This window comes from Rhodovulum marinum (assembly GCF_004343075.1).
In the GTDB taxonomy this organism is placed as follows: domain Bacteria; phylum Pseudomonadota; class Alphaproteobacteria; order Rhodobacterales; family Rhodobacteraceae; genus Rhodovulum; species Rhodovulum marinum.
Window position 1 is genome coordinate 233457 of the sequence record NZ_SLXP01000003.1, and the last position, 16957, is coordinate 250413.

Annotated in this window: 22 protein-coding genes; 2 read left to right on the forward strand and 20 right to left on the reverse strand. The window is 65.6% G+C overall.

Annotated features, from left to right (window positions below):
* Nucleotides 1–195 precede the first annotated feature (195 nt).
* Complete coding sequence (locus EV662_RS07070; protein WP_132461452.1) at nucleotides 196–591, forward strand: CBU_0592 family membrane protein; 396 nt, start codon at nucleotides 196–198, stop codon at nucleotides 589–591.
* Here the strand turns inward: EV662_RS07070 and cysE are convergent.
* Nucleotides 561–1376: a serine O-acetyltransferase gene (gene cysE / locus EV662_RS07075; protein WP_132461453.1), complete on the reverse strand. Its 816-nt coding sequence runs from the start codon at nucleotides 1374–1376 to the stop codon at nucleotides 561–563. The two genes, EV662_RS07070 and cysE, sit on opposite strands and share 31 nt — an antisense overlap.
* An 87-nt stretch (nucleotides 1377–1463) precedes the next feature.
* On the opposite strand from cysE, the gene EV662_RS07080 reads away from it, so the two are divergent.
* A complete protein-coding gene (locus tag EV662_RS07080) occupies nucleotides 1464–1787 on the forward strand; it encodes a TraR/DksA family transcriptional regulator (protein ID WP_132461454.1) in 324 nt (107 codons plus the stop codon).
* On the opposite strand, the gene EV662_RS07085 is transcribed toward EV662_RS07080, so the two are convergent.
* The 19 genes from EV662_RS07085 to EV662_RS07175 form a co-directional block, all read right to left on the reverse strand.
* Entirely contained in the window at nucleotides 1771–2079 is a 309-nt protein-coding gene (locus EV662_RS07085; RefSeq protein ID WP_132461455.1) for a DUF7742 family protein, read from the reverse strand. The two genes, EV662_RS07080 and EV662_RS07085, sit on opposite strands and share 17 nt — an antisense overlap.
* A 4-nt stretch (nucleotides 2080–2083) precedes the next feature.
* On the reverse strand, nucleotides 2084–2803 hold the full coding sequence (locus tag EV662_RS07090; RefSeq protein ID WP_132461456.1) for a DUF2793 domain-containing protein: 720 nt from the start codon (nucleotides 2801–2803) through the stop codon (nucleotides 2084–2086).
* Entirely contained in the window at nucleotides 2796–6692 is a 3897-nt protein-coding gene (locus tag EV662_RS07095) for a baseplate multidomain protein megatron (protein ID WP_132461457.1), read from the reverse strand. The genes EV662_RS07090 and EV662_RS07095 overlap by 8 nt, the downstream gene beginning before the upstream one ends.
* Nucleotides 6693–6695: 3 nt before the next feature.
* Complete coding sequence (locus EV662_RS07100) at nucleotides 6696–7139, reverse strand: NlpC/P60 family protein (protein WP_132461458.1); 444 nt, start codon at nucleotides 7137–7139, stop codon at nucleotides 6696–6698.
* Complete coding sequence (locus EV662_RS07105; RefSeq protein WP_132461459.1) at nucleotides 7136–8023, reverse strand: DUF2163 domain-containing protein; 888 nt, start codon at nucleotides 8021–8023, stop codon at nucleotides 7136–7138. Before EV662_RS07105 ends, EV662_RS07100 begins: the two co-directional genes overlap by 4 nt.
* Entirely contained in the window at nucleotides 8023–8655 is a 633-nt protein-coding gene (locus EV662_RS07110; protein WP_132461460.1) for a DUF2460 domain-containing protein, read from the reverse strand. The genes EV662_RS07105 and EV662_RS07110 overlap by 1 nt, the downstream gene beginning before the upstream one ends.
* A gap of 15 nt (nucleotides 8656–8670) precedes the next feature.
* A complete protein-coding gene (locus EV662_RS07115; RefSeq protein WP_132461461.1) occupies nucleotides 8671–9333 on the reverse strand; it encodes a phage tail tape measure protein in 663 nt (220 codons plus the stop codon).
* Nucleotides 9334–9336: 3 nt separating this feature from the next.
* The gene (locus EV662_RS07120) at nucleotides 9337–9534 is read right to left on the reverse strand and encodes a rcc01693 family protein (protein ID WP_132461462.1); all 198 of its coding nucleotides are present in this window, start codon (nucleotides 9532–9534) and stop codon (nucleotides 9337–9339) included.
* Nucleotides 9521–9853, reverse strand: coding sequence for a gene transfer agent family protein (locus EV662_RS07125; RefSeq protein ID WP_132461595.1), 333 nt, complete (start codon nucleotides 9851–9853; stop codon nucleotides 9521–9523). The genes EV662_RS07120 and EV662_RS07125 overlap by 14 nt, the downstream gene beginning before the upstream one ends.
* Before the next feature lie 2 nt (nucleotides 9854–9855).
* Nucleotides 9856–10269 carry a phage major tail protein, TP901-1 family gene (locus EV662_RS07130; protein WP_132461463.1) on the reverse strand — a complete coding sequence of 138 codons (414 nt, stop codon included), beginning with the start codon at nucleotides 10267–10269 and terminating at the stop codon, nucleotides 9856–9858.
* Between the two features lie 23 nt (nucleotides 10270–10292).
* Entirely contained in the window at nucleotides 10293–10703 is a 411-nt protein-coding gene (locus tag EV662_RS07135; protein ID WP_132461464.1) for a DUF3168 domain-containing protein, read from the reverse strand.
* Entirely contained in the window at nucleotides 10700–11041 is a 342-nt protein-coding gene (locus tag EV662_RS07140) for a head-tail adaptor protein (protein WP_132461465.1), read from the reverse strand. Before EV662_RS07140 ends, EV662_RS07135 begins: the two co-directional genes overlap by 4 nt.
* Nucleotides 11038–11637: a head-tail connector protein gene (locus EV662_RS07145; protein WP_132461466.1), complete on the reverse strand. Its 600-nt coding sequence runs from the start codon at nucleotides 11635–11637 to the stop codon at nucleotides 11038–11040. The genes EV662_RS07140 and EV662_RS07145 overlap by 4 nt, the downstream gene beginning before the upstream one ends.
* Before the next feature lie 150 nt (nucleotides 11638–11787).
* On the reverse strand, nucleotides 11788–12981 hold the full coding sequence (locus EV662_RS07150) for a phage major capsid protein (RefSeq protein WP_132461467.1): 1194 nt from the start codon (nucleotides 12979–12981) through the stop codon (nucleotides 11788–11790).
* A 47-nt stretch (nucleotides 12982–13028) separates the two neighbouring features.
* Entirely contained in the window at nucleotides 13029–13592 is a 564-nt protein-coding gene (locus tag EV662_RS07155; protein ID WP_132461468.1) for an HK97 family phage prohead protease, read from the reverse strand.
* A 13-nt stretch (nucleotides 13593–13605) separates the two neighbouring features.
* Nucleotides 13606–13848, reverse strand: a complete 243-nt coding sequence (locus tag EV662_RS07160; RefSeq protein WP_132461469.1) for a GTA head formation protein, RCAP_rcc01685 family — start codon at nucleotides 13846–13848, stop codon at nucleotides 13606–13608.
* Nucleotides 13845–15020, reverse strand: coding sequence for a phage portal protein (locus EV662_RS07165; RefSeq protein WP_132461470.1), 1176 nt, complete (start codon nucleotides 15018–15020; stop codon nucleotides 13845–13847). The genes EV662_RS07160 and EV662_RS07165 overlap by 4 nt, the downstream gene beginning before the upstream one ends.
* A gap of 140 nt (nucleotides 15021–15160) precedes the next feature.
* Nucleotides 15161–16483 (reverse strand): DNA-packaging protein, encoded by a 1323-nt coding sequence (locus tag EV662_RS07170; RefSeq protein WP_243695802.1) that lies wholly within the window; start codon nucleotides 16481–16483, stop codon nucleotides 15161–15163.
* Nucleotides 16443–16784 carry a hypothetical protein gene (locus EV662_RS07175; protein WP_132461472.1) on the reverse strand — a complete coding sequence of 114 codons (342 nt, stop codon included), beginning with the start codon at nucleotides 16782–16784 and terminating at the stop codon, nucleotides 16443–16445. Before EV662_RS07175 ends, EV662_RS07170 begins: the two co-directional genes overlap by 41 nt.
* Between the last annotated feature and the right edge of the window lie 173 nt (nucleotides 16785–16957).

Below are 16957 nucleotides of genomic sequence, written 5' to 3' on the forward strand. Positions count from 1 at the left end.
CGCCTCTTGTACCGGGGCCGGTCAGGTCCCGGTGCGTTCTGAAAGCCGCCCGAATGGAACCGCCGGAAGACGAAACTCGCCATTCGAAAGTGGGGAATTCCTGACTTCCTCTGCGTTAGGTCGGATTGCTAGAACGGTTCCAAGGTCGGTACACGCACCCGCCCCCGTCTTTTAAAATACAGATTGGTCAGAATTATGGAATACGAGGTCGCTTTCAGCGTGACCGCGGATGCGCTTTGTCGCGCGGTGGGATTGATGGGCTTCGCCCTTTACGTTGCGGGTTTTTACTGTCTCAGCGTCGGACGCATCGACACTCAACGGCCGCTTTATTTCGGCCTGGTTCTGGCGGCCTCGACCTGCGTCATGGTCAGCATGATAGCCGATTTCAACCTCAGCGCCGCCCTGATCCAGGGATTTTACATGATGATGTCACTGGGGGCGATCTGCCTGCGCTGGCGGGCCTGGGCGTCGAATGCCCTGCCCGCCAAAACGGCCCGTCCGGGGGCAAGTGCCTCCCATGGCTCCCGGACGGGGATCGCCTGTCAACCCGCGATGGAGGTTCAGTTCGCCTCGCCGTTGCCCAGCCGGTGATCCATCGTGACGGATGGCTGTTCGCAACCCGCCTCGCCCACGATCCGCGCGGGCACGCCGGCCACCGTCGATTTCGGCGGCACGTCCTGCAGCACCACAGACCCCGCGGCGATACGCGAACAGCAGCCCACTGTAATGTTTCCCAGCACCTTGGCCCCCGCCCCGATCAGCACGCCATCGCCGATCTTGGGGTGGCGGTCGCCCTCTTCCTTGCCGGTGCCACCCAGCGTGACCGAATGCAGCATGGACACGTTGTCTCCGACCACCGCCGTCTCACCGATCACGATGGAATGGGCATGGTCGATCATGATCCCCTGCCCCAGCCGGGCGGCGGGATGAATGTCGACCCCGAACATTTCCGAGGTGCGCATCTGCACGAAATACGCCATGTCCAGCCGCCCCTCGGTCCACAGGTGATGAGCGACGCGATAGGCCTGCAGTGCCTGGAATCCCTTGAAGAACAGGATCGGCTGAATGAAGCGGTGGCAGGCCGGGTCGCGGTCATAAACGGCCATCAGGTCCGCACGCGCCGCCTTGCCCAGCCCTGGATCGTCAGCATAGGCCGCGTCGGCGATCTCGCGCAACAACTGCTCCGACATCTCGCCCGAAGAAAGCTTGAGCGCGAACCGATAGGCCAGCGCATCATCCAGCCCGCCATGGTGCAGCAGGCTCATATGCATCAAGCCGCCCAGAAGCGGCTCGTCGGCGACGGCGGCCTCGGCCTCTGAACATATGCGTTTCCAGACCGGATCGACTTCGGTCAGGCGCGGTTTGATCTCGGCCATGCGCGGTCCTTTCGTTGCGGAACAACGTTACACCAGCCAAGCCGGGAAAACCAAGGCAAGAGGCACGCGCCGAGCGAAGATGTGACCATGGATGAGCGACGGATACGCGAATGTCAGGCACAGCTATTGACGATACTCAAAGACGCCGAGACCGGCGCGGACGATACCAGAACCGGTGAACTCGACCAGCAGTCGGTGGGGCGGCTCAGCCGGATGGATGCAATTCAGCGCCAAGCCATGGCCAAGGCGCAGCAGGCCCGCCACGCAGGCGCCGAACGGCGCATCCGCGCAGCGCTGCCCCTTATCCAGGCGGGCGAAGTCGGCCATTGCACCGAATGTGGCGATGAAATCGCCGAGAAGCGGCTGGCGCTGGACCCGACGGCTCCCACCTGCATCAATTGCGCTCGCTGAAACGGGCCTGTTCCACCCGCCAGGCGGCCAGTGTTGCAAAGACCAGGGCGAGGCATCTGCAATAGTCGGGATCGTCGAGCGGCGGTTCTGGAGGCAAATTTTCGCGTTGCGCCAAGGCCATGAGCGAGCCGTTGCCCCAGTCGGGATGCGCCCGGTGAAACCTTTTGCAATAGGCATCGGCCGCTTCGACCCTCGCAAGCATGTGCACCATTGTGGATGCACGCTCGCCCACCGGGCGGGTGTACAGGGCCCGAGCGGCCGCCACTGCATCGCCTGGCAAAATCGGACGCATGACGCTAAACCTCTGCCGGCAGGCCGAGCACGGCGAAATGTATGGCAAATCGCACGGCACCCCCGGCAAATTCACCATCCTCGGCCGTAAGCACCAGGGGGGTGGGTGAATAATCGGTCATCGGTTGACCGAGGACCCCCTGCACATAGGAGTTCAAGCCAAGGCCGAGACCGCTGCCAAAGCGATCCTCCGCCCCTTCGGTTCCCAGGCGCCACGATGAAAGCGTGCCGGTGATCTCTGAAATCACCCGGGCGGTCACGCCGAAGATCACAGCATGAGAGGGAATGGCGATCGCGGTGGGTTGAGCGATCCCGGGCAGAACCTGGTGGTCGAACTCGAGAAGGTCCAACTTGAAAGTCGCCCCGCCAGTGGACACCGCACCTCCCGCAGAGACCGGCAACCAGCGCGCTCCATCATGGCGCATTTCGGTCGCAGCATCGGCGACCCAGGCCCGCCAGCCGGCCTGCGGGGTTGCAAAAACCCAGCCGCCATTGTCGGAAATCGCGATCCGTCCGTCCTGCCCTGCCCATTCGGCGCTGGCGACCGGGGCCACGCCCCAGGCCTGGCCATCCGCGGCAACAGATGGAGGTTCGGCGAGGCTGACGCTTTGCAGGCAAAGCTGCACCAGAGCATCGAGCTTCACCAATGCCTCGTTCACCGTGACATGCTTTTGTGCCTGCGCAGCCTGCAAAAACGGCAGGGACAGGTTTGCGGTCTCACTCATTGATCTCGATCCTCCGATAGGGTCCGGGCCCGAACTGGTCGGACAATTGCGCCACCTCGACGGCAACGGGCCCCTGGCCCGCATCCGCCGTCCGCATCAGGGCTGAATAGGTCCAGGTCGGGACGGTGGTCGTCGCCTGGCGCAAAACCGCGCCCCCTGCTCCGATCACACGCACCTGATAGGCTTCGCGATCCTCGCCCAAAGGCACCTCGACCGAGGCCCAGTTGTCGCCGTCGATTCGCGTCCGGCGGATCCAACTGATGACAAGTGTGCCCTCGACATCGGCCTGCGCGGACAGGTGGCACGGCGCATAGGGCCGAAGCCCAACCCCGTCGAACGCCTCGACCATGTGGGAATACGATGCGTCGTCATAGGTCCGCACGCCGGGTCCGATACGGTAATGACGGTCCAGTCCGCGCGCCGTCAGCGGCAGTGCGATCTGTCCAGGCCGCCCGTCGAGCAGCACGAACCGACTACCTGCCGGCCACAGGAGGGGCATCACACCGTCCGTTCCAGCCTGACCACGCAGACGCAGGCGCAAATCATAGGTCAGCGGCGCCACCAGGTCGCCCTTGGCGAACTGGAACACCTCCCAGTTTCCCGGGGTTCCATCTCCAATGGCCGCCGCGTTCGCACCCGCCAGCAATTCGGCCAGCCCGACCGATGACAAGGTGCCGGCCGACAAACGCACCCTCAACGCCGGGCCGCGATCCCAGCGCGAGGGCTGCGCGGCGGCCAGTGCGTTTTCGGTTACCCCGATGACTGACGCCTGCCCGATCACCGTGTTCAGTTCATAGCCCGCGTCACTGACGGCAGCATAGACCGCGACTGTTCCCGGCCAGGGTTGCGCCGTCACTGCCAAGTGGGGCGCATGGGCCACCTCGTCCCCGGTGAGGAGGGGCAAATCCATGAACAGCGGATAGACCGGCGCCGGAGGTACGAAAGCGGCCTGCCGAACCGGAGCTTCTTCCCGATTGGGCGGCGGGTAGACCCCACGCTCGACACGAACCACCTCGATCTCTCGCGCCCCCGACATGTCGACGCGATCGACCCGATAATCACCGCCCGGCAGGCGCAGCACATCCCCTGCCCCGATTCCGATCGTCGAAGGGGCAAGGGCCAGCCGCGCGCGGTCGCGCGCAACGCGCGCCTCGGCCAACCAGCGTTCGACCACTGCCCGCCCCTCACTACCAGTCAGCACGAGAGGCAACTCGCTTGCCGACACCGTGCGACTGTTCTCGTCGGGCAGGATCGCCTCCGCGGCGCGAGTCTCGTAGGCGCCATCGCTTTCGACAAAGGTCAGGCGCACTCGTCCCGCGGTTTCGGCCTCGGGGCTGCGTATCAGCTCGATCTCGCCCGATTGGCTCTCGGTGAGCGCGAATTCGCCAGGGTCGATTTCGACCTTGGGGCGGCCGTCACGATTGAAGAAGACAAGCTTGCCCTCGCGCTCTGCGGCCTCGGCGCCATAGGCAAGCATCAGCGGCTGCAGCGCGGCTCGCGCGCCGTCGATCTCGCTGACTGCGTAGCCGCGCACCAGCCCGTAAAGCCGCGTCACATCCAGTTCGGTCACACCCGAGGCCGCACAGATCTCGGTGACCACGGCATCCAGCGCCTGTGCCGAGGCACGCCCATTCAACCAATGGCCCCGGGCATAGTTCTCGCCGTCCGACCACAGCAGGCGATTGGCCGGAAAATAAGGGAATGGCCGGGCATCCCAGGCCCAGACATGGGCGCGGTCAAGGTCGATCATCCTGCCGCCGTAGACATCGGATACAGGGTTCCTGTCCGTGTCCGCCCAGTAGGTCAGCATCGCACGCAGGTACTGGTGCTGGATCAGGTCGTCGCGCCCGCCCGTCGAATAAGGGGGCAACGCATTCTCAGACGATTTCGGATCGGAAAAGAGGTTGGGTGCATTGGTCCCCTTGTCGACGGCAGCGCAGCCAAGCTCGGTGAACCAGACCGGTTTCAACCGCGGCTGCCAGAGCGTGGGCGCCTCCTGTCGCACACCGCCGATGCGGTCATGATGATTATTCTCCCACCAGTTGCGGATATCCTTGTAACGCCAGACCCAAGGCTCGCCATGGGCGCCATCCGTGATCGCCACCCGGGTTTGGGCATCACGGGCCTCGGCACTGGGATAATACCAGTCATAGCCCTCGCCGCCCTCGATGTTGGCTTTCAGGTAATCCAGTGCATGGATCGCCCCCCAGTGCGCATCGGCATGATCCTCGCCCTCGCGCCAGTCCGACAAGGGCATGTAGTTGTCGATACCGATGAAATCGATGTTCGGATCGGCCCAGAGCGGGTCGAGATGAAAGAAGACGTCGCCCGGCGCATCGGAGGGGTGATAGCCAAAATACTCGCTCCAGTCGGCGGCATAGCCGATCTTCGCTCCGGGCAAGACCGCCCGCACGTCAGCGGCCAGCGCGCAAAGCGCGTCGACCGCTGGAAAGCTGTTGCCCGGTCCGCGAATGGTGGTCAGCCCGCGCAGTTCCGACCCGATGCAGAAACCGCCGACACCGCCCGCCGCCGCGCAAAGATGCGCATAATGCAGGATAAAGCGGCGATAGCTCCAGCCGTCGCTACCGGTGTAGCGTACCGTCGTGCCGTCGACCGTGTACTCCTCGGGGCTGGCGGTCCCGAAAAAGCCGGCCACCTCGGCCGTCGCCTCGTGCGTTTCATCAGGCGACAGCGGGTGACCGGGCGCGTAAGACAGTGTGATCCGCCCGCGCCAAGGCAACCGCGGCTGGCCCTCTTCACCGGTATAGGGGTCGATCAGCGTATTGCCCTCGAGCTGATCCATCAGGACGAACGGGTAAAAGACGGCTTCCTGTCCGCCATCGGCAAGCGCCTGTATCGCCTCGACAACGCTCTGGTCAGCGGGCGTGCCGCCATAGATCGCGCGGTCGTCGACGCGCGGAATCAACTGCGCCTGGGACCGGGTCAGCCCGGCAACCTCCCAGCGCATCGGCTTACCGTCCAGGCTTGCCTGTTCTACGCCGGGCCGGATTTCGGCATTCGCCGCGCGAAGATCACCCGAGAACCAGCTGACCACCAACGAAACCGAACCAACCCGTGGCAGCTCGCCGCGCAGCATCTCGAGCGACGCCACGAGATCGGTCGTGCCGCTTGGTGAGTTGACATTGGCCGAACGCGAAACGCCCGGTGCATCCTCGAAATGAACCGGTGTGGTCGCCAAGGCGTATTCACCCGTTCCCGGAATCAGGGCCACTCCCTTGACGATATGGGCAAGGTCCTCGACCTCACCTGCGGCCGCGCGCACCACCTCGAACGAGAATTGCGGCACCCGGTTGCCGAATTGGCCCAGGTCGAGATCCTCGATCACCGCATAGGCGATGCCTCGGTAGGCGGGGGCCTCGCCCGCCCCCTCGATCGCTTCGATCAGCGGATCGGGCAGTTGGTCCTCGCTGCCGGAATAGACGCGCAGGTTGATGTCGCGTAGCGCGATCTCGGCCCCATCCGCCCAGACCCGACCGACCCGCGCGATCTCGCCCTCGCACAGCGCGATGGCAAGGCTTACGGTATAGCTGTATTCGCGCACCTTGGGTTGAGACGGAGCGCCCTTGCCCCCGCCCGAGCTACTGACGCTTTCCTTGAAGCGCGATGCCCAGATGACCTGCCCCGACAGGCGCGAACGCCCCCAAAGCCGTCCCACCGACGCTCCCTCGCTTGCGCCGGTCAGCCGAAAGCGCTCAACCCGGCCGGTTTCGACCGCCTGTGACCCCGTCCCCAAAAGCTGCTGGTCGATGACCCGGCCGATCGTGGCACCGACCGCACGGCCGATCACCGCGCTTGACAGTCCCAGGACAGACCCGCCAAAGGCCGAGCCCACCGCCGCACCGGCAGCGGAAAGAACGAGTGTCGCCATAAGTTACGTCCTTTCAGGAAATTCGAACCGCGCCACGATGCGCCGCGCCCAAGGGGCGGAGAGCGGGCTTTCGACCACGCCGTGGCCGTGATAGGCGTGGATGAACGTCGCGCCCGGCCCCGTGTCGCCCTGGATGCCCAGGTGTTTCGCCACGCCGCTATCGCGCAGCCGGAAAAGAATGACGTCACCGACAGCCTCATCCGCAATCGACTTCTCGACCAGATGCCGTCGCGCCGCTTGCCAAAGCGTCTCTTCACCCTGAGGTTCCGACCAGTCGGGTGTATAGGGGGGCACCGGCTCGGGTTCGGTGCCGTAAAGCGCGCGCCAAACGCCGCGCAACAGCCCGAGACAATCGGCCCCGGCCCCCAGCATCGACCCTTGGTGGCGGTAGGGCGTGCCGCGCCAGCGCCGAGCCTCTTCGGCGGCACGGTCTCCCATCTTGCTCATCGATTCAGACTCCCGCCATCATTGACCCCGGACTGGGACGGATAGCTCATCAGCCAATCCTCGCCGGGGATGTGGGGAAAACCACGAAACCGCATGAAATTATTGAATTTCCAGCGGCATGAAGCGGCCGTCCGGTCACATCCGGCGACCAGCCGGATCGTGTCGCCCGGCGCGACTGCGCCACGGAGCTCGGACCAAAGCTCGATGACACGGGCCCCACTCTCTTCGCGGTCGGCCTTGATGACACCGATCTGCCCGGTCGCCGGTCCCGAGGTCACCTCGAGACGGCCATTTTCGAACCAGCGCGGCAGGAAACCCGAAAAATCCTCGAACCGGAATATGCGGCGCGAGTCGATCCTGTCAGCCGTCAGATGTACGGAAAAACCAGGCCGTGTCGTGTCGAAACCGCAGGCCTTATCCCCCAGAACGGCCGAGCACGGCATCTGGTAGACACGCCCCTGCGGCTGGTTCAGCGCCTCGGCCTGGCCGCGGATCTCGACCTCGAAACCGCCGCCCACGCGCGATATCTCGCCCAGCCAACCGACGAAAAGCGGCACCCTCTGCTCGACATCGTTCCAGTTCACGAGCCAGATACGCAGCCCGGCGCCATCATAGCGCCCGGCCACGACGTCATCCTCTGTGATCGCCTCCGAACTCAGCGCGCCTACGGCGGCAGAATTGTCCACCGACAGACCCGTGGTCTGGCTGAGTGCACGCGCGCTCATCCCCGTCTCGGCGCGGAACGTGATCCCTTCGAATGCAAGGTTCCTGTCATGGTCGGTAAACCCCAGCACCACCCCATCACGCCGGTCGATCGCCCAGGCCCGCGCCAACGTCGTTGCCCCGCCCAGCAGATGGGCCTGCATCTCGTCGGAAATCGCCATCAGACCCGAACCTCCACAACCGGCACCGAGGGCACGTCGCCGGCCCGGAAGCTTGCCACCGAGGTCTGGATCCGGTCGGTATCAAAGCGTACCGGGACATCGAATTGAAACCCTGCAGTCACCGCAGCCCCGTATTCTGGCGCGGTGTCCAGCGTGATCATCCCGGTCGTGGTATCGACCTCGAAGCCGACGCCCTCGGTCAGCGCGATACCGTCAACGCCGACCTTCACACTGCCCGCGACGGGCTTGGTGATCGGCCGCACATAAGAATTTGCGCCCGAGACATAGGTCTTGGTCAGTTGGAACGCCGTCGCGGCCCCGTCGCCATACCCGATCACGTGGTCGTCGAAGGCCGGCTCACGCGAGGGCGGGCAGGACTTGTAGTCAGACCAGTCCTTCCACCGGAACCCGTACAGTTGACCGCGCCGCGCCTCGAAGAATGCAATAAGCGCCTCGATATCATCGAGCGAGCGCATGGCCACGCCGGCATCATAGCGCCGGCGTGCATGTTCCCAGGGCGTGTTGCGTTCCTCGAAACCGTTGGCAAGCGCCACGATCTCGGTGCGCCGCTCCGGCCCGCCGACAGAGCCGAAGCTCAGGTTGGCCGGGAAACGGACCTCGTGAAACCCCATGCATCATCCTCCGGATTATCGGTTGCGCTGCCCACGCGAGATCAGTCGGCTCATCTCGGCAGCAATCTGGCTCTGGCTGCGGGCAAAACCCTGCGCGTCGGGCGTCGAGATGTTCATGACGACCTGAACCGGTCGGCTGGCACCGTCGCTCCGGACACCCAGCCGGCCGTCGGAACCGCGCGACAGTGGCATGATCGCCTCGGGACCGGCCTCACCCATCAGGCCGGTGGCCCCGCGCATCGGGAACATCGTGGCCTGGTCGATAACGCCGCCGGTTGCGAAAGGGATCACCCTGCCCTGGGTGAAAGCTCCGCCTCCAGCAAAGGGAACGGCGGCGTTCACCAAACCTTCGATCCCGCTTGCAAGCAGCCCGCCCAACTGGTTCTGAACCGGCTTGACCGCTGCGGAATAGGTTGCGTTGACGATCGAATTGGCCACGGATTTCAGCGCGTCCGAAAGCTTCATCCCGTCGAAGACGAGCCCGTCAAAGGCGCTCCTCAACCCGCTGCCGATCGACCGCGAAAGGCTGCCAACCTCGCGATTGGTCAGCGTCAGGCTTTCGCGCATCCGCACCAGTTCCAGTTCGAAGGCCGCGGCGGTGCCCCGCGCGCCACCTAGGGTCGTCTCCAGCGCTTCCATCTGCGCCTCGAACGACTCGAGATCTTCTGCCTGGGCCATGGCCTATCCTTGATCCTTCTTGTTGTCGGGAAAGGCGCGCGCGAGCTCTTCCAGCCGCGCGCGGCTCATGGGTGCCGGGCCACCGACGGCACCCAGCATCAGCATCAGCTCGGCCGGTGTCAGCGCCCAGAACTCCGCAGGCCTCAGCCCAAGCCCCCTGATTCCGGCCTTCATCAGCGCGCCCCAGTCAAACCCCACCATGGGTCGCCTCGGGCAGCGTGAAGGCGCGGGCCAGAAGCAGGGCGGCCGCCTGCGCCGCGGCGATCGGTCCTCCGCCTATATCGGCACGCGCCAGGTCGGCGGGCGTTCCCTCCCATCCGCCGCCTCTCAACCCCGCAAGCAGCAAGGCCAGCACATCGCGGGTCGCGAAAGTGCCGTCCTCATAGCGTTCGATCAGCGCCACCAGCGTGTCCGCGCCCATTGCCGCCTCGAGTTCTGCCAGCGCCCCGAGAGTCAACTTCAGCACCCGGCGCTCACCATCGACGATCAGCGCAACTTCTCCTGCATGTGGATTGGCCATCATCAGAACGCCGTGAATGTCAGCAAGCCGGCCGAGGCCAACGTCAGCTCGTAGGTGGCCTCGCCGTTATGGCTGCCGGAATATTCCAGGCTGCCCACCTGGAACGGCCCCGAAACCACGCCGAAAGCAGGGATCACGATCTGGAACTGCGGCGTCTCGGCATCGAAGAAAACCTGCCGGGCGCGTGCGTCGGTCTCTGCGTCCTTGAAAACGCCGCTGCCACTGATCGAGGCCGATTTCACCCCGGCACCCGCCAGCAGTTCGCGCCAACCGCCCTCGCTCTCCAGGCTGGTGACGTCCACCTGTTCGGCATTGAAGCTGATGCGGGTGGCCCTCAGTCCCGCGATGGTTTCGAACTGCCCGGCCCCGTCGAGGTCAAGCTTGATCAGAAGGTCCTTGCCATACTGCGCCGTCATTTCGCTCACTCCAGATTAGATTTTCAGTCGTCCTCGACCCGGGCGGCAAAGCGCAGGTCGATCCGGCGCTCGTCCTTGGCACCGACGCGGCGAGCGCGGGCCCTGTCGAACCAAAGCCCGACCAGCGTGCCGCGGGTGAGTGTCAACGGCGCACCGACAAGCGCGTCGGAAATCGCCCCCGCCGCTGCCTTGGCCTGGGCAAAGCCGGCCTCGACGGTGACCACCGAAATGGTCAGGTAATGCAGCGCACCCTCGCCCGTCTTGTCGGACGCATCGCGCGCGTCCTCGGGGCCGAGGCTGACATAGGTGGCGGGTAGTTCCCCCGCAGGCACCACGTCGTAAATCGCGCCCCCGACCAGCGCGGCCAACGCGGCATCGCCCGCAAGCCGCTGGTAGATCGCCGCCTGCAAGGCGGCCGCCGCACCATAGCTCATGCCGGGATCTCCTCTTCGGCAAAGCAGGTCAGGTAATGGCCCCGCGCATCCGCTTCGGTCACGGCACGGATCTGAAACAGCCGCGCGCCCTCGCGAAACCGCTGTCCGGGCGCGGGGCGTGCTTCGGCGCCGGCGGGCGCACCCCGCACGATGATGCGATAGGGCACCCGCGCCAGCGTAAGCTCTTCGCCCGCGCGCTCTCCGCCGGTGCGAGGGCTGATTTCGGCCCAAAGGACTCCGCGTTCAATCCAGGTCTCGACATAGCCACCGGCGCCATCCGGTGCCCGCTCGGGCGCCTCCAGGACAAGGCGGCGGTTCAGAATCGGCGGCCGCTTCATGTGGCGCCCCCCGCGGTCAGACGCATCCGCCGCCAGCGCTCGATCAGCGCCAGAACCCCGAATGGCATATGGCCCTCGCCCAACGCCGCCTCGTGCCGGTTCTCGTGATAGTGGGCGGCCAACAGGAACACCGCCTGGCCCAAATCCGGCGGCACACTGTCCCAACTCGGACCGAACCCCGCATCGAAATCGACTTCGGCCGTACCGCCCGGAGGGATCGACGGCAGCAGCGTCCCGGCCGCGGCCAGGCGGGGGAAATGGGTGTCGCGTTCCAGCCGGTAACTCGACGGATCGCAAGGGCAGACCGTTCCGTGCCGGTCCACGACTCTCAGTTCTGCGATCCGTGTCACCGGCGCGACCGGCAGCGTCTCGCGCGAGCCGTCGCGCCAGTTGTAGACCCCCCAGGTAAAGCTCCGCGTCAGGATGACCTTGGCCGTGCGTCCCTCGATCGCCGCCATCGCGGCCCGCAGGAACGCCTCCAACAGCGCATCCTCGGCCCCGTCCTCGGTAAAACCCGTTCCCAGGCGAAGGTGGGCCTTGAACCGGTCCAGAGGCAGCGCCGTGGCCGGCACCGTCGTCTGCTCGATCAGCATCATGTCATGGTCTCTCCGCTTATCCCCCGCGCAGTGCTGGCGCGCGCCGTCCCGACCCACCCCGACGGAGGGAACAGCTGGACGGACCGGACAAGCCCCGGCGCGCGCCAAACCGCCCCCGGCACATCCGGGGACGGCGTCTCGGTCAGACCATCAGGAGGCCGAGAACTTCAGCAGCTTGATCGCGGCGAAATCGCTCACGTCGCCGCCCACGCGCTTGGTCGCGTAGAACAGGACATGCGGCTTGGCCGAGAACGGATCGCGCAGCACCCGCAGATCCGGTCGTTCGGCGACGGTATAGCCCGCCTGGAAATTGCCGAAGGCGATGGCAGTGGCATCGGGGGCGATGTCGGGCATGTCCTCCGCGATCAGCACCGGATACCCCAAAAGGCGTGCGGGTTCGCCCGCGGCCAACCCGTCCGACCACAAGAAGCGGCCATCGGCATCCTTCATCTTGCGCACAGCACCCGCGGTGCGCGAATTCATCACGAAGCTCGCCCCCGCCCGGTATTCGGCACCCAGCGAATAAACGAGGTCGAGGATCGCATCCGAGGGCGATACCGCGTCGAAATCGCCCTCCATGCCGGTCGCAACGTATCCGAGGCGGCCCCAGGCCCAGGCGCTTTCGGCAACATGGGGATGCGACAGGAACCCCTTCGGTTTGTCCACACCGTCTCCGGCGATGAAGGCGGCGGCTTCGGCGCGGGCGAACTTGTCGGCGATGCGTTCCGCAAGCCAGCCCTCGATATCGAACGCCGAGTCGTCCAGCAGTCGCTGGCTGGCCTTGGGCATGGCAGACAGCTCGTGAAGCGGGATCGAAACGCGCTCGATCTGGGGGGTGTCGGTCTCGACCTGGTTAGCGGTTTCCGTGGACCAGCCCGAGCCGATATCCGTGTGGTCCACCAGCACATCGTAGGAAGTCGACTCGACAGTCACGACCTGTGCGATCGAGCGGATCGAGGCGGTCGATTTCAGCACCGTCTTGATCGCTTCCGAGGTCTCGGGATCGACCAGGTAGCCGCCCTCTGCCGCGACCGAGGTGCCGAGCGCCTTGCCCTCAAGTTCAAGGCCACGCAGGCCGTCGTCATCGCCGTTGCGCAGGTAGGCCGCAAAGGCCTTCTTGTGCGGCGCATCGAAATCGGCGGAATGGGACAGCGCGGGACGACGCGCGGCACCATTCAGTTGGGATTTCCGGTCCAGCATGGTCAGTCGCTCTTCCTGTTGTTGCAGTCTGGATTTCACGTCGGCCTGGAACTCCCTGAAATCACTCAGGAACGAGTTCAGAGCCTGTTTCACTTCCACCGCCGGGGCTTGGCTCCCGCCGGACTTGGTCTCGGTCTCGGTCATGTCGCTTGTCCGTCCTTGTTGAGATCGGTCCTTGCGGCCTTCGGCACTCAGCCCTCGGCCAAAACGTGGCGGGCGCCCGAAAAGGCCTCCGCCAACTCACGAAAAAGCGCCTCGGCGGTTTCCTCCGCCTTGGCGCCCACCCGCGCATCGGCAAGCATCGGGAAAGTCACCAGCGACACTTCCCAAAGCTCCAGCTCGGCGAGGAGCCGGCGCCCGCTTGCATCCCGTTCGGCTCGCTTGGTGCGATAGCCAATGGAAAGCCCGTCGAGCGCGCCGGCCGCGATCAATGCCGCCGCCTCGCGTGCCCGAGCCACCTCGGTCAGAAGGCGCCCCTTCACGTACAGGCCGCGCCCGTCCTCCCGGACCTCGTCCCAGATGCCGATCGGCTGCGTCGGATCATGCTGCCACAGCATCTTGACCCGACGCCCCTCGGCCGCCATCCGCTTGAGGCAGCCCGAATAGGCCCCCGCCTGCACCACGTCCCCCCCCTGGTCGGTCGCGCCGAACAGCGAGGCATAACCCTCGATTGCCGCGCCTTCGCCCAGCGCCAGTGGCGCGTCCGGCTGGCAGAACTTGCGCTCCAGCCCGACTTCCGTGTCGTATCCGATCATGCGAACTCCCCTTTCAGGGCGCGGCCGTCACCAGCGAGGCCACGCCTTCCGTCAAGATCACGGCCACCACGCCATAGACGGTCAGCCACATCCTTCGTTCCAACCGTTCAAGCGCGGTCTCGATCCGCACCAGACGGAACTCGAGCGCTGTCCAGCGCTCCTCCCAGACCCGCTCATTGGCGTCGATCCGCGCGTTCGCCACTTCGAATGGCGCATAGAGAAACCTGGAGCCCGACCGTTCGGCCGGGGGTTTCATGCGTCCTCCGGCCGTGCCGGTAGGCCGAGGAGCGCGCGTTTCTCGTCCTCGGTCAGAAAATCGGCCGCCGCGATACGCGCCCATTGCGCATCACGCTCGGCGGCCAGCGCCGGAACCTGGTCAAGATCCGGGCGCAACTGCACCGCGTCGTCGGTGAAACGGGACAGGAAATCCGCTACCGCGCCCGCGACCTTCGCCACCAGCGGCAAAACCGTCAGCCTGTAAAAGGCGCGGTTGGCCTCCTGGTAGTTGGCATAGGTCGCATCGCCAGGGATCCCCAGCATCATCGGCGGCACCCCGAACGCGGTCGCGATCTCGCGCGCGGCGGCCTCCTTGGTGCGGTGGAATTCCATATCCGATGGCGAAAAGCCCATCGGCTTCCAATCCAGACCGCCCTCCAATAGCATCGGCCTTCCGGCGTTGGCCGCGCCCTGGTGATAGGCCAGCATCTCGTCCTGCAGGCGCGCATACTGGTCTTCGCTAAGCGACTGGTTGCCGTCCGATCCCCGATAGACGATCGCCCCAGAGGGCCGCGCAGCATTGTCAAGCAACGCCTTGGACCAGCGCGAGGCAGAGTTATGCACGTCGATCGCGGTTGCTGCGGCCTGCATCGGCGACAGCCCGTAATGGTCGTCCTGCGGATGGAAAGCCTTGATATGGCAGATCGGCGGCGCCGCCACCGTCATGTCGAAACGGTGCTTGCGCCCTCCGACCACGTAATCGTAGGCCACCGGCCAGCCGTCACGGCCTGGCACGATATGCATCCGGTCCGACCGCAGGACGTGCAGTTCGAACGGCAGACCACCTTCGCCGCCGACCGCCTCGAGATAGGCGTTACCCGAAAGCAAAAGCTGGCCGTAAAGCGCCTCGAAAAGCTCGGCCCGCCCCTGCGCGGGGTTCGGCCGACCGACCAATTCGATCACGGGATGCGTCTCGTAGCGCCGGTCCGCATCGCGGCAGACGAGCGGCAGCGCAGCCGCTGCTTCCGCGATCAACTTCACCGCCCGAAACCCCACCGGGTTGCCGATGAACCCGTTGCGGGTCAACGAAACGGCATCCCGCGGGCTCCACGCCACGCGGCCGGCGCCCGACCATGCGATCACCGGCCCCGTGGCCGATGCCTTCGCCTCGGGCACCACCCGCTCCGCACTGCGGAAAATGTTGAACTTCATGGGCTAAGCTCCTCCGGTTTCGCTGTCGCTGCCCGTCCAGGGCCCAAGAAAAAGGCCCGTGCCGCGGGATTGCCGCGGCCGGACCTCATCGGTGAAACGGCCACTTCGTCGCGGCCGGTCTGACTGTCTTCGGCGGCGCCCTACAGGCTCCGCACCCGTGGCCTGCGCCAATGGGCGGCCGGTGCGATCATCAGTTCGTGGATCGCCCAGACCAACGCGTCAACGCGGTCGGGACTGCCCCGCCCGTCGAAACCGCGCGCCGTCATCCGGCACATTTGATCTTCCAGCGCCTCAAGTCCGCGCAGGTGGTTCACCCGGCCCTGCTCGTAAAGCGCGGCGACGGGCTCGGCCCGGGCCGCCTTCCCGCGCGAGGCATGAACCCCTCGGAACGGCACCAGCGGATCAAGCTGACGGATCACCGTCTCGACCAGGTCTCCACCCTGGTTGACCTCTGCCACCAGACGGTCGGCACCAAAGCGTTCCATCGCCTCGATCGCGGCCTGCGCCCACACCGTGGGTGCCACTCCGGCCAAGCTGGCATCCTCCAGAACGACGGCCCGCCACTCCTGCGGCGGCCCCTCGGTCTGGGCCCCCACGACCACGATCCCGCATTCATCCGAATTGCCGTGCCCGCTGACCGGCGGGTCGACCGCCACCACGATCCGGTCCAGCGGCGGGGCGGCGTCGATCCTTGCCGTCTCGATCTGCGCAAGCGTCCAAAGCGCGCCATCGGATTCCTCCAATAACACGCCGTCCAGTTCCTGGCGGCCCAGCCGTGTGCCGGCATACCGGGTGCGTACCGCCTCCAGAAACGACGCGGCGAGGTTCGCGCGGTTCGCCTCGGTCGGCGCGTGGCTGACGACCGTCATCGGGTTCGACAGGATCGATCGCAATATCGCCACGTTACGCGGCGTCGTCGTGATGCATTGCCGCGGCGACGGTCCCAGCCGCAGACCGAACTGCAGCATGTCCCATGTCTCCTCGGCTTTCTTCCACTTCGCCAGCTCATCGGCCCAGGCCGCGTCGAATTGCGGCCCGCGCAGGCTTTCCGGATCATGTGCCGAGAAGACCTGCGCGACCGCCCCATTCGGCCAGACCAGCCGATGACGCGTCGCTTCCCAGCGCGGGCGACGATCGGGTGGCGAACAGGCCATCAGACCGCTTTCGCCGAAGATCATCACCTCGCGGGCCTGGTCGACGGTTTCACCCACCAGTGCCACCCGCCGGGACCGCCCAGGATCAAGTGGCCTGGCCCCCTCCACCTCGGATCGAACCCACTCTGCACCCGCGCGTGTCTTTCCCGCGCCGCGCCCGCCGAGGACGACCCAGCAACGCCAATCGCCCTCTGGCGGCAACTGGTGCGGCAACGCCCAAAACTCGAAAAGAAAGGGCAACGCGAGCAACGCCCCGTCATCCAGGCTTTCAAGGAAGGCCGTCTGTTCCTCGCGTGGTGCGCAGGCGATCCAGTCGGCGCCCGACCTCAAGGCGTGCCGTGACGAGGTCGAGGGTATGCTCGCGGGTGCCACCCGATTCCTGCCGGAGAAGCTTGTCAACTCGTAACCTTTCGTCGAACGCGGTCTGGACCGCCTTTCCAAGATCCGAAAGCGCGCCCCGAAGCGCGCGCGCGCGCTCGGTGTTGCCTGCCTCAACTTCTTCTATGATGTCATTCAAGGCCCGGATGGTGCGCCTGTAGTGCTCCTCGGCTTCTTCGAGCACCGCCCGGACCCCTGCGTCTTCCGCTTGCGGGGCTTCTAGTGTTGCCATGCCGTCCTTGCCTGATTGCCTCGCTGACCCCCGTCGCAGGCGAAGGCACGAAAAAGGCGGCCTCGGGGAGTATCCCCGGGCCGCCAATCCCATGTCTTCCAGCTTGCCTGAAGGTATACGCCAGACCGCTCGCAGAGTCAAGAAGTTTATTGTAAACAAATAGTTAACAGAAG

Excerpts from the sequence above, each read along its gene's own strand:
- EV662_RS07165 (WP_132461470.1), bottom strand. The coding sequence starts at position 15,020 with ATGAAGTTCAACATTTTCCGCAGTGCGGAGCGGGTGGTGCCCGAGGCG.
- EV662_RS07110 (WP_132461460.1), bottom strand. The coding sequence starts at position 8,655 with ATGGGGTTTCACGAGGTCCGTTTCCCGGCCAACCTGAGCTTCGGCTCT.
- EV662_RS07100 (WP_132461458.1), bottom strand. The coding sequence starts at position 7,139 with ATGAGCAAGATGGGAGACCGTGCCGCCGAAGAGGCTCGGCGCTGGCGC.
- EV662_RS07080 (WP_132461454.1), top strand. The coding sequence starts at position 1,464 with ATGGATGAGCGACGGATACGCGAATGTCAGGCACAGCTATTGACGATA.
- EV662_RS07070 (WP_132461452.1), top strand. The coding sequence starts at position 196 with ATGGAATACGAGGTCGCTTTCAGCGTGACCGCGGATGCGCTTTGTCGC.
- EV662_RS07115 (WP_132461461.1), bottom strand. The coding sequence starts at position 9,333 with ATGGCCCAGGCAGAAGATCTCGAGTCGTTCGAGGCGCAGATGGAAGCG.
- EV662_RS07135 (WP_132461464.1), bottom strand. The coding sequence starts at position 10,703 with ATGAGCTATGGTGCGGCGGCCGCCTTGCAGGCGGCGATCTACCAGCGG.
- EV662_RS07090 (WP_132461456.1), bottom strand. The coding sequence starts at position 2,803 with ATGAGTGAGACCGCAAACCTGTCCCTGCCGTTTTTGCAGGCTGCGCAG.
- EV662_RS07150 (WP_132461467.1), bottom strand. The coding sequence starts at position 12,981 with ATGACCGAGACCGAGACCAAGTCCGGCGGGAGCCAAGCCCCGGCGGTG.
- EV662_RS07175 (WP_132461472.1), bottom strand. The coding sequence starts at position 16,784 with ATGGCAACACTAGAAGCCCCGCAAGCGGAAGACGCAGGGGTCCGGGCG.
- EV662_RS07155 (WP_132461468.1), bottom strand. The coding sequence starts at position 13,592 with ATGATCGGATACGACACGGAAGTCGGGCTGGAGCGCAAGTTCTGCCAG.
- cysE (WP_132461453.1), bottom strand. The coding sequence starts at position 1,376 with ATGGCCGAGATCAAACCGCGCCTGACCGAAGTCGATCCGGTCTGGAAA.
- EV662_RS07125 (WP_132461595.1), bottom strand. The coding sequence starts at position 9,853 with ATGGCCAATCCACATGCAGGAGAAGTTGCGCTGATCGTCGATGGTGAG.
- EV662_RS07105 (WP_132461459.1), bottom strand. The coding sequence starts at position 8,023 with ATGGCGATTTCCGACGAGATGCAGGCCCATCTGCTGGGCGGGGCAACG.
- EV662_RS07145 (WP_132461466.1), bottom strand. The coding sequence starts at position 11,637 with ATGATGCTGATCGAGCAGACGACGGTGCCGGCCACGGCGCTGCCTCTG.
- EV662_RS07130 (WP_132461463.1), bottom strand. The coding sequence starts at position 10,269 with ATGACGGCGCAGTATGGCAAGGACCTTCTGATCAAGCTTGACCTCGAC.
- EV662_RS07160 (WP_132461469.1), bottom strand. The coding sequence starts at position 13,848 with ATGAAACCCCCGGCCGAACGGTCGGGCTCCAGGTTTCTCTATGCGCCA.
- EV662_RS07085 (WP_132461455.1), bottom strand. The coding sequence starts at position 2,079 with ATGCGTCCGATTTTGCCAGGCGATGCAGTGGCGGCCGCTCGGGCCCTG.
- EV662_RS07095 (WP_132461457.1), bottom strand. The coding sequence starts at position 6,692 with ATGGCGACACTCGTTCTTTCCGCTGCCGGTGCGGCGGTGGGCTCGGCC.
- EV662_RS07140 (WP_132461465.1), bottom strand. The coding sequence starts at position 11,041 with ATGAAGCGGCCGCCGATTCTGAACCGCCGCCTTGTCCTGGAGGCGCCC.
- EV662_RS07120 (WP_132461462.1), bottom strand. The coding sequence starts at position 9,534 with ATGGTGGGGTTTGACTGGGGCGCGCTGATGAAGGCCGGAATCAGGGGG.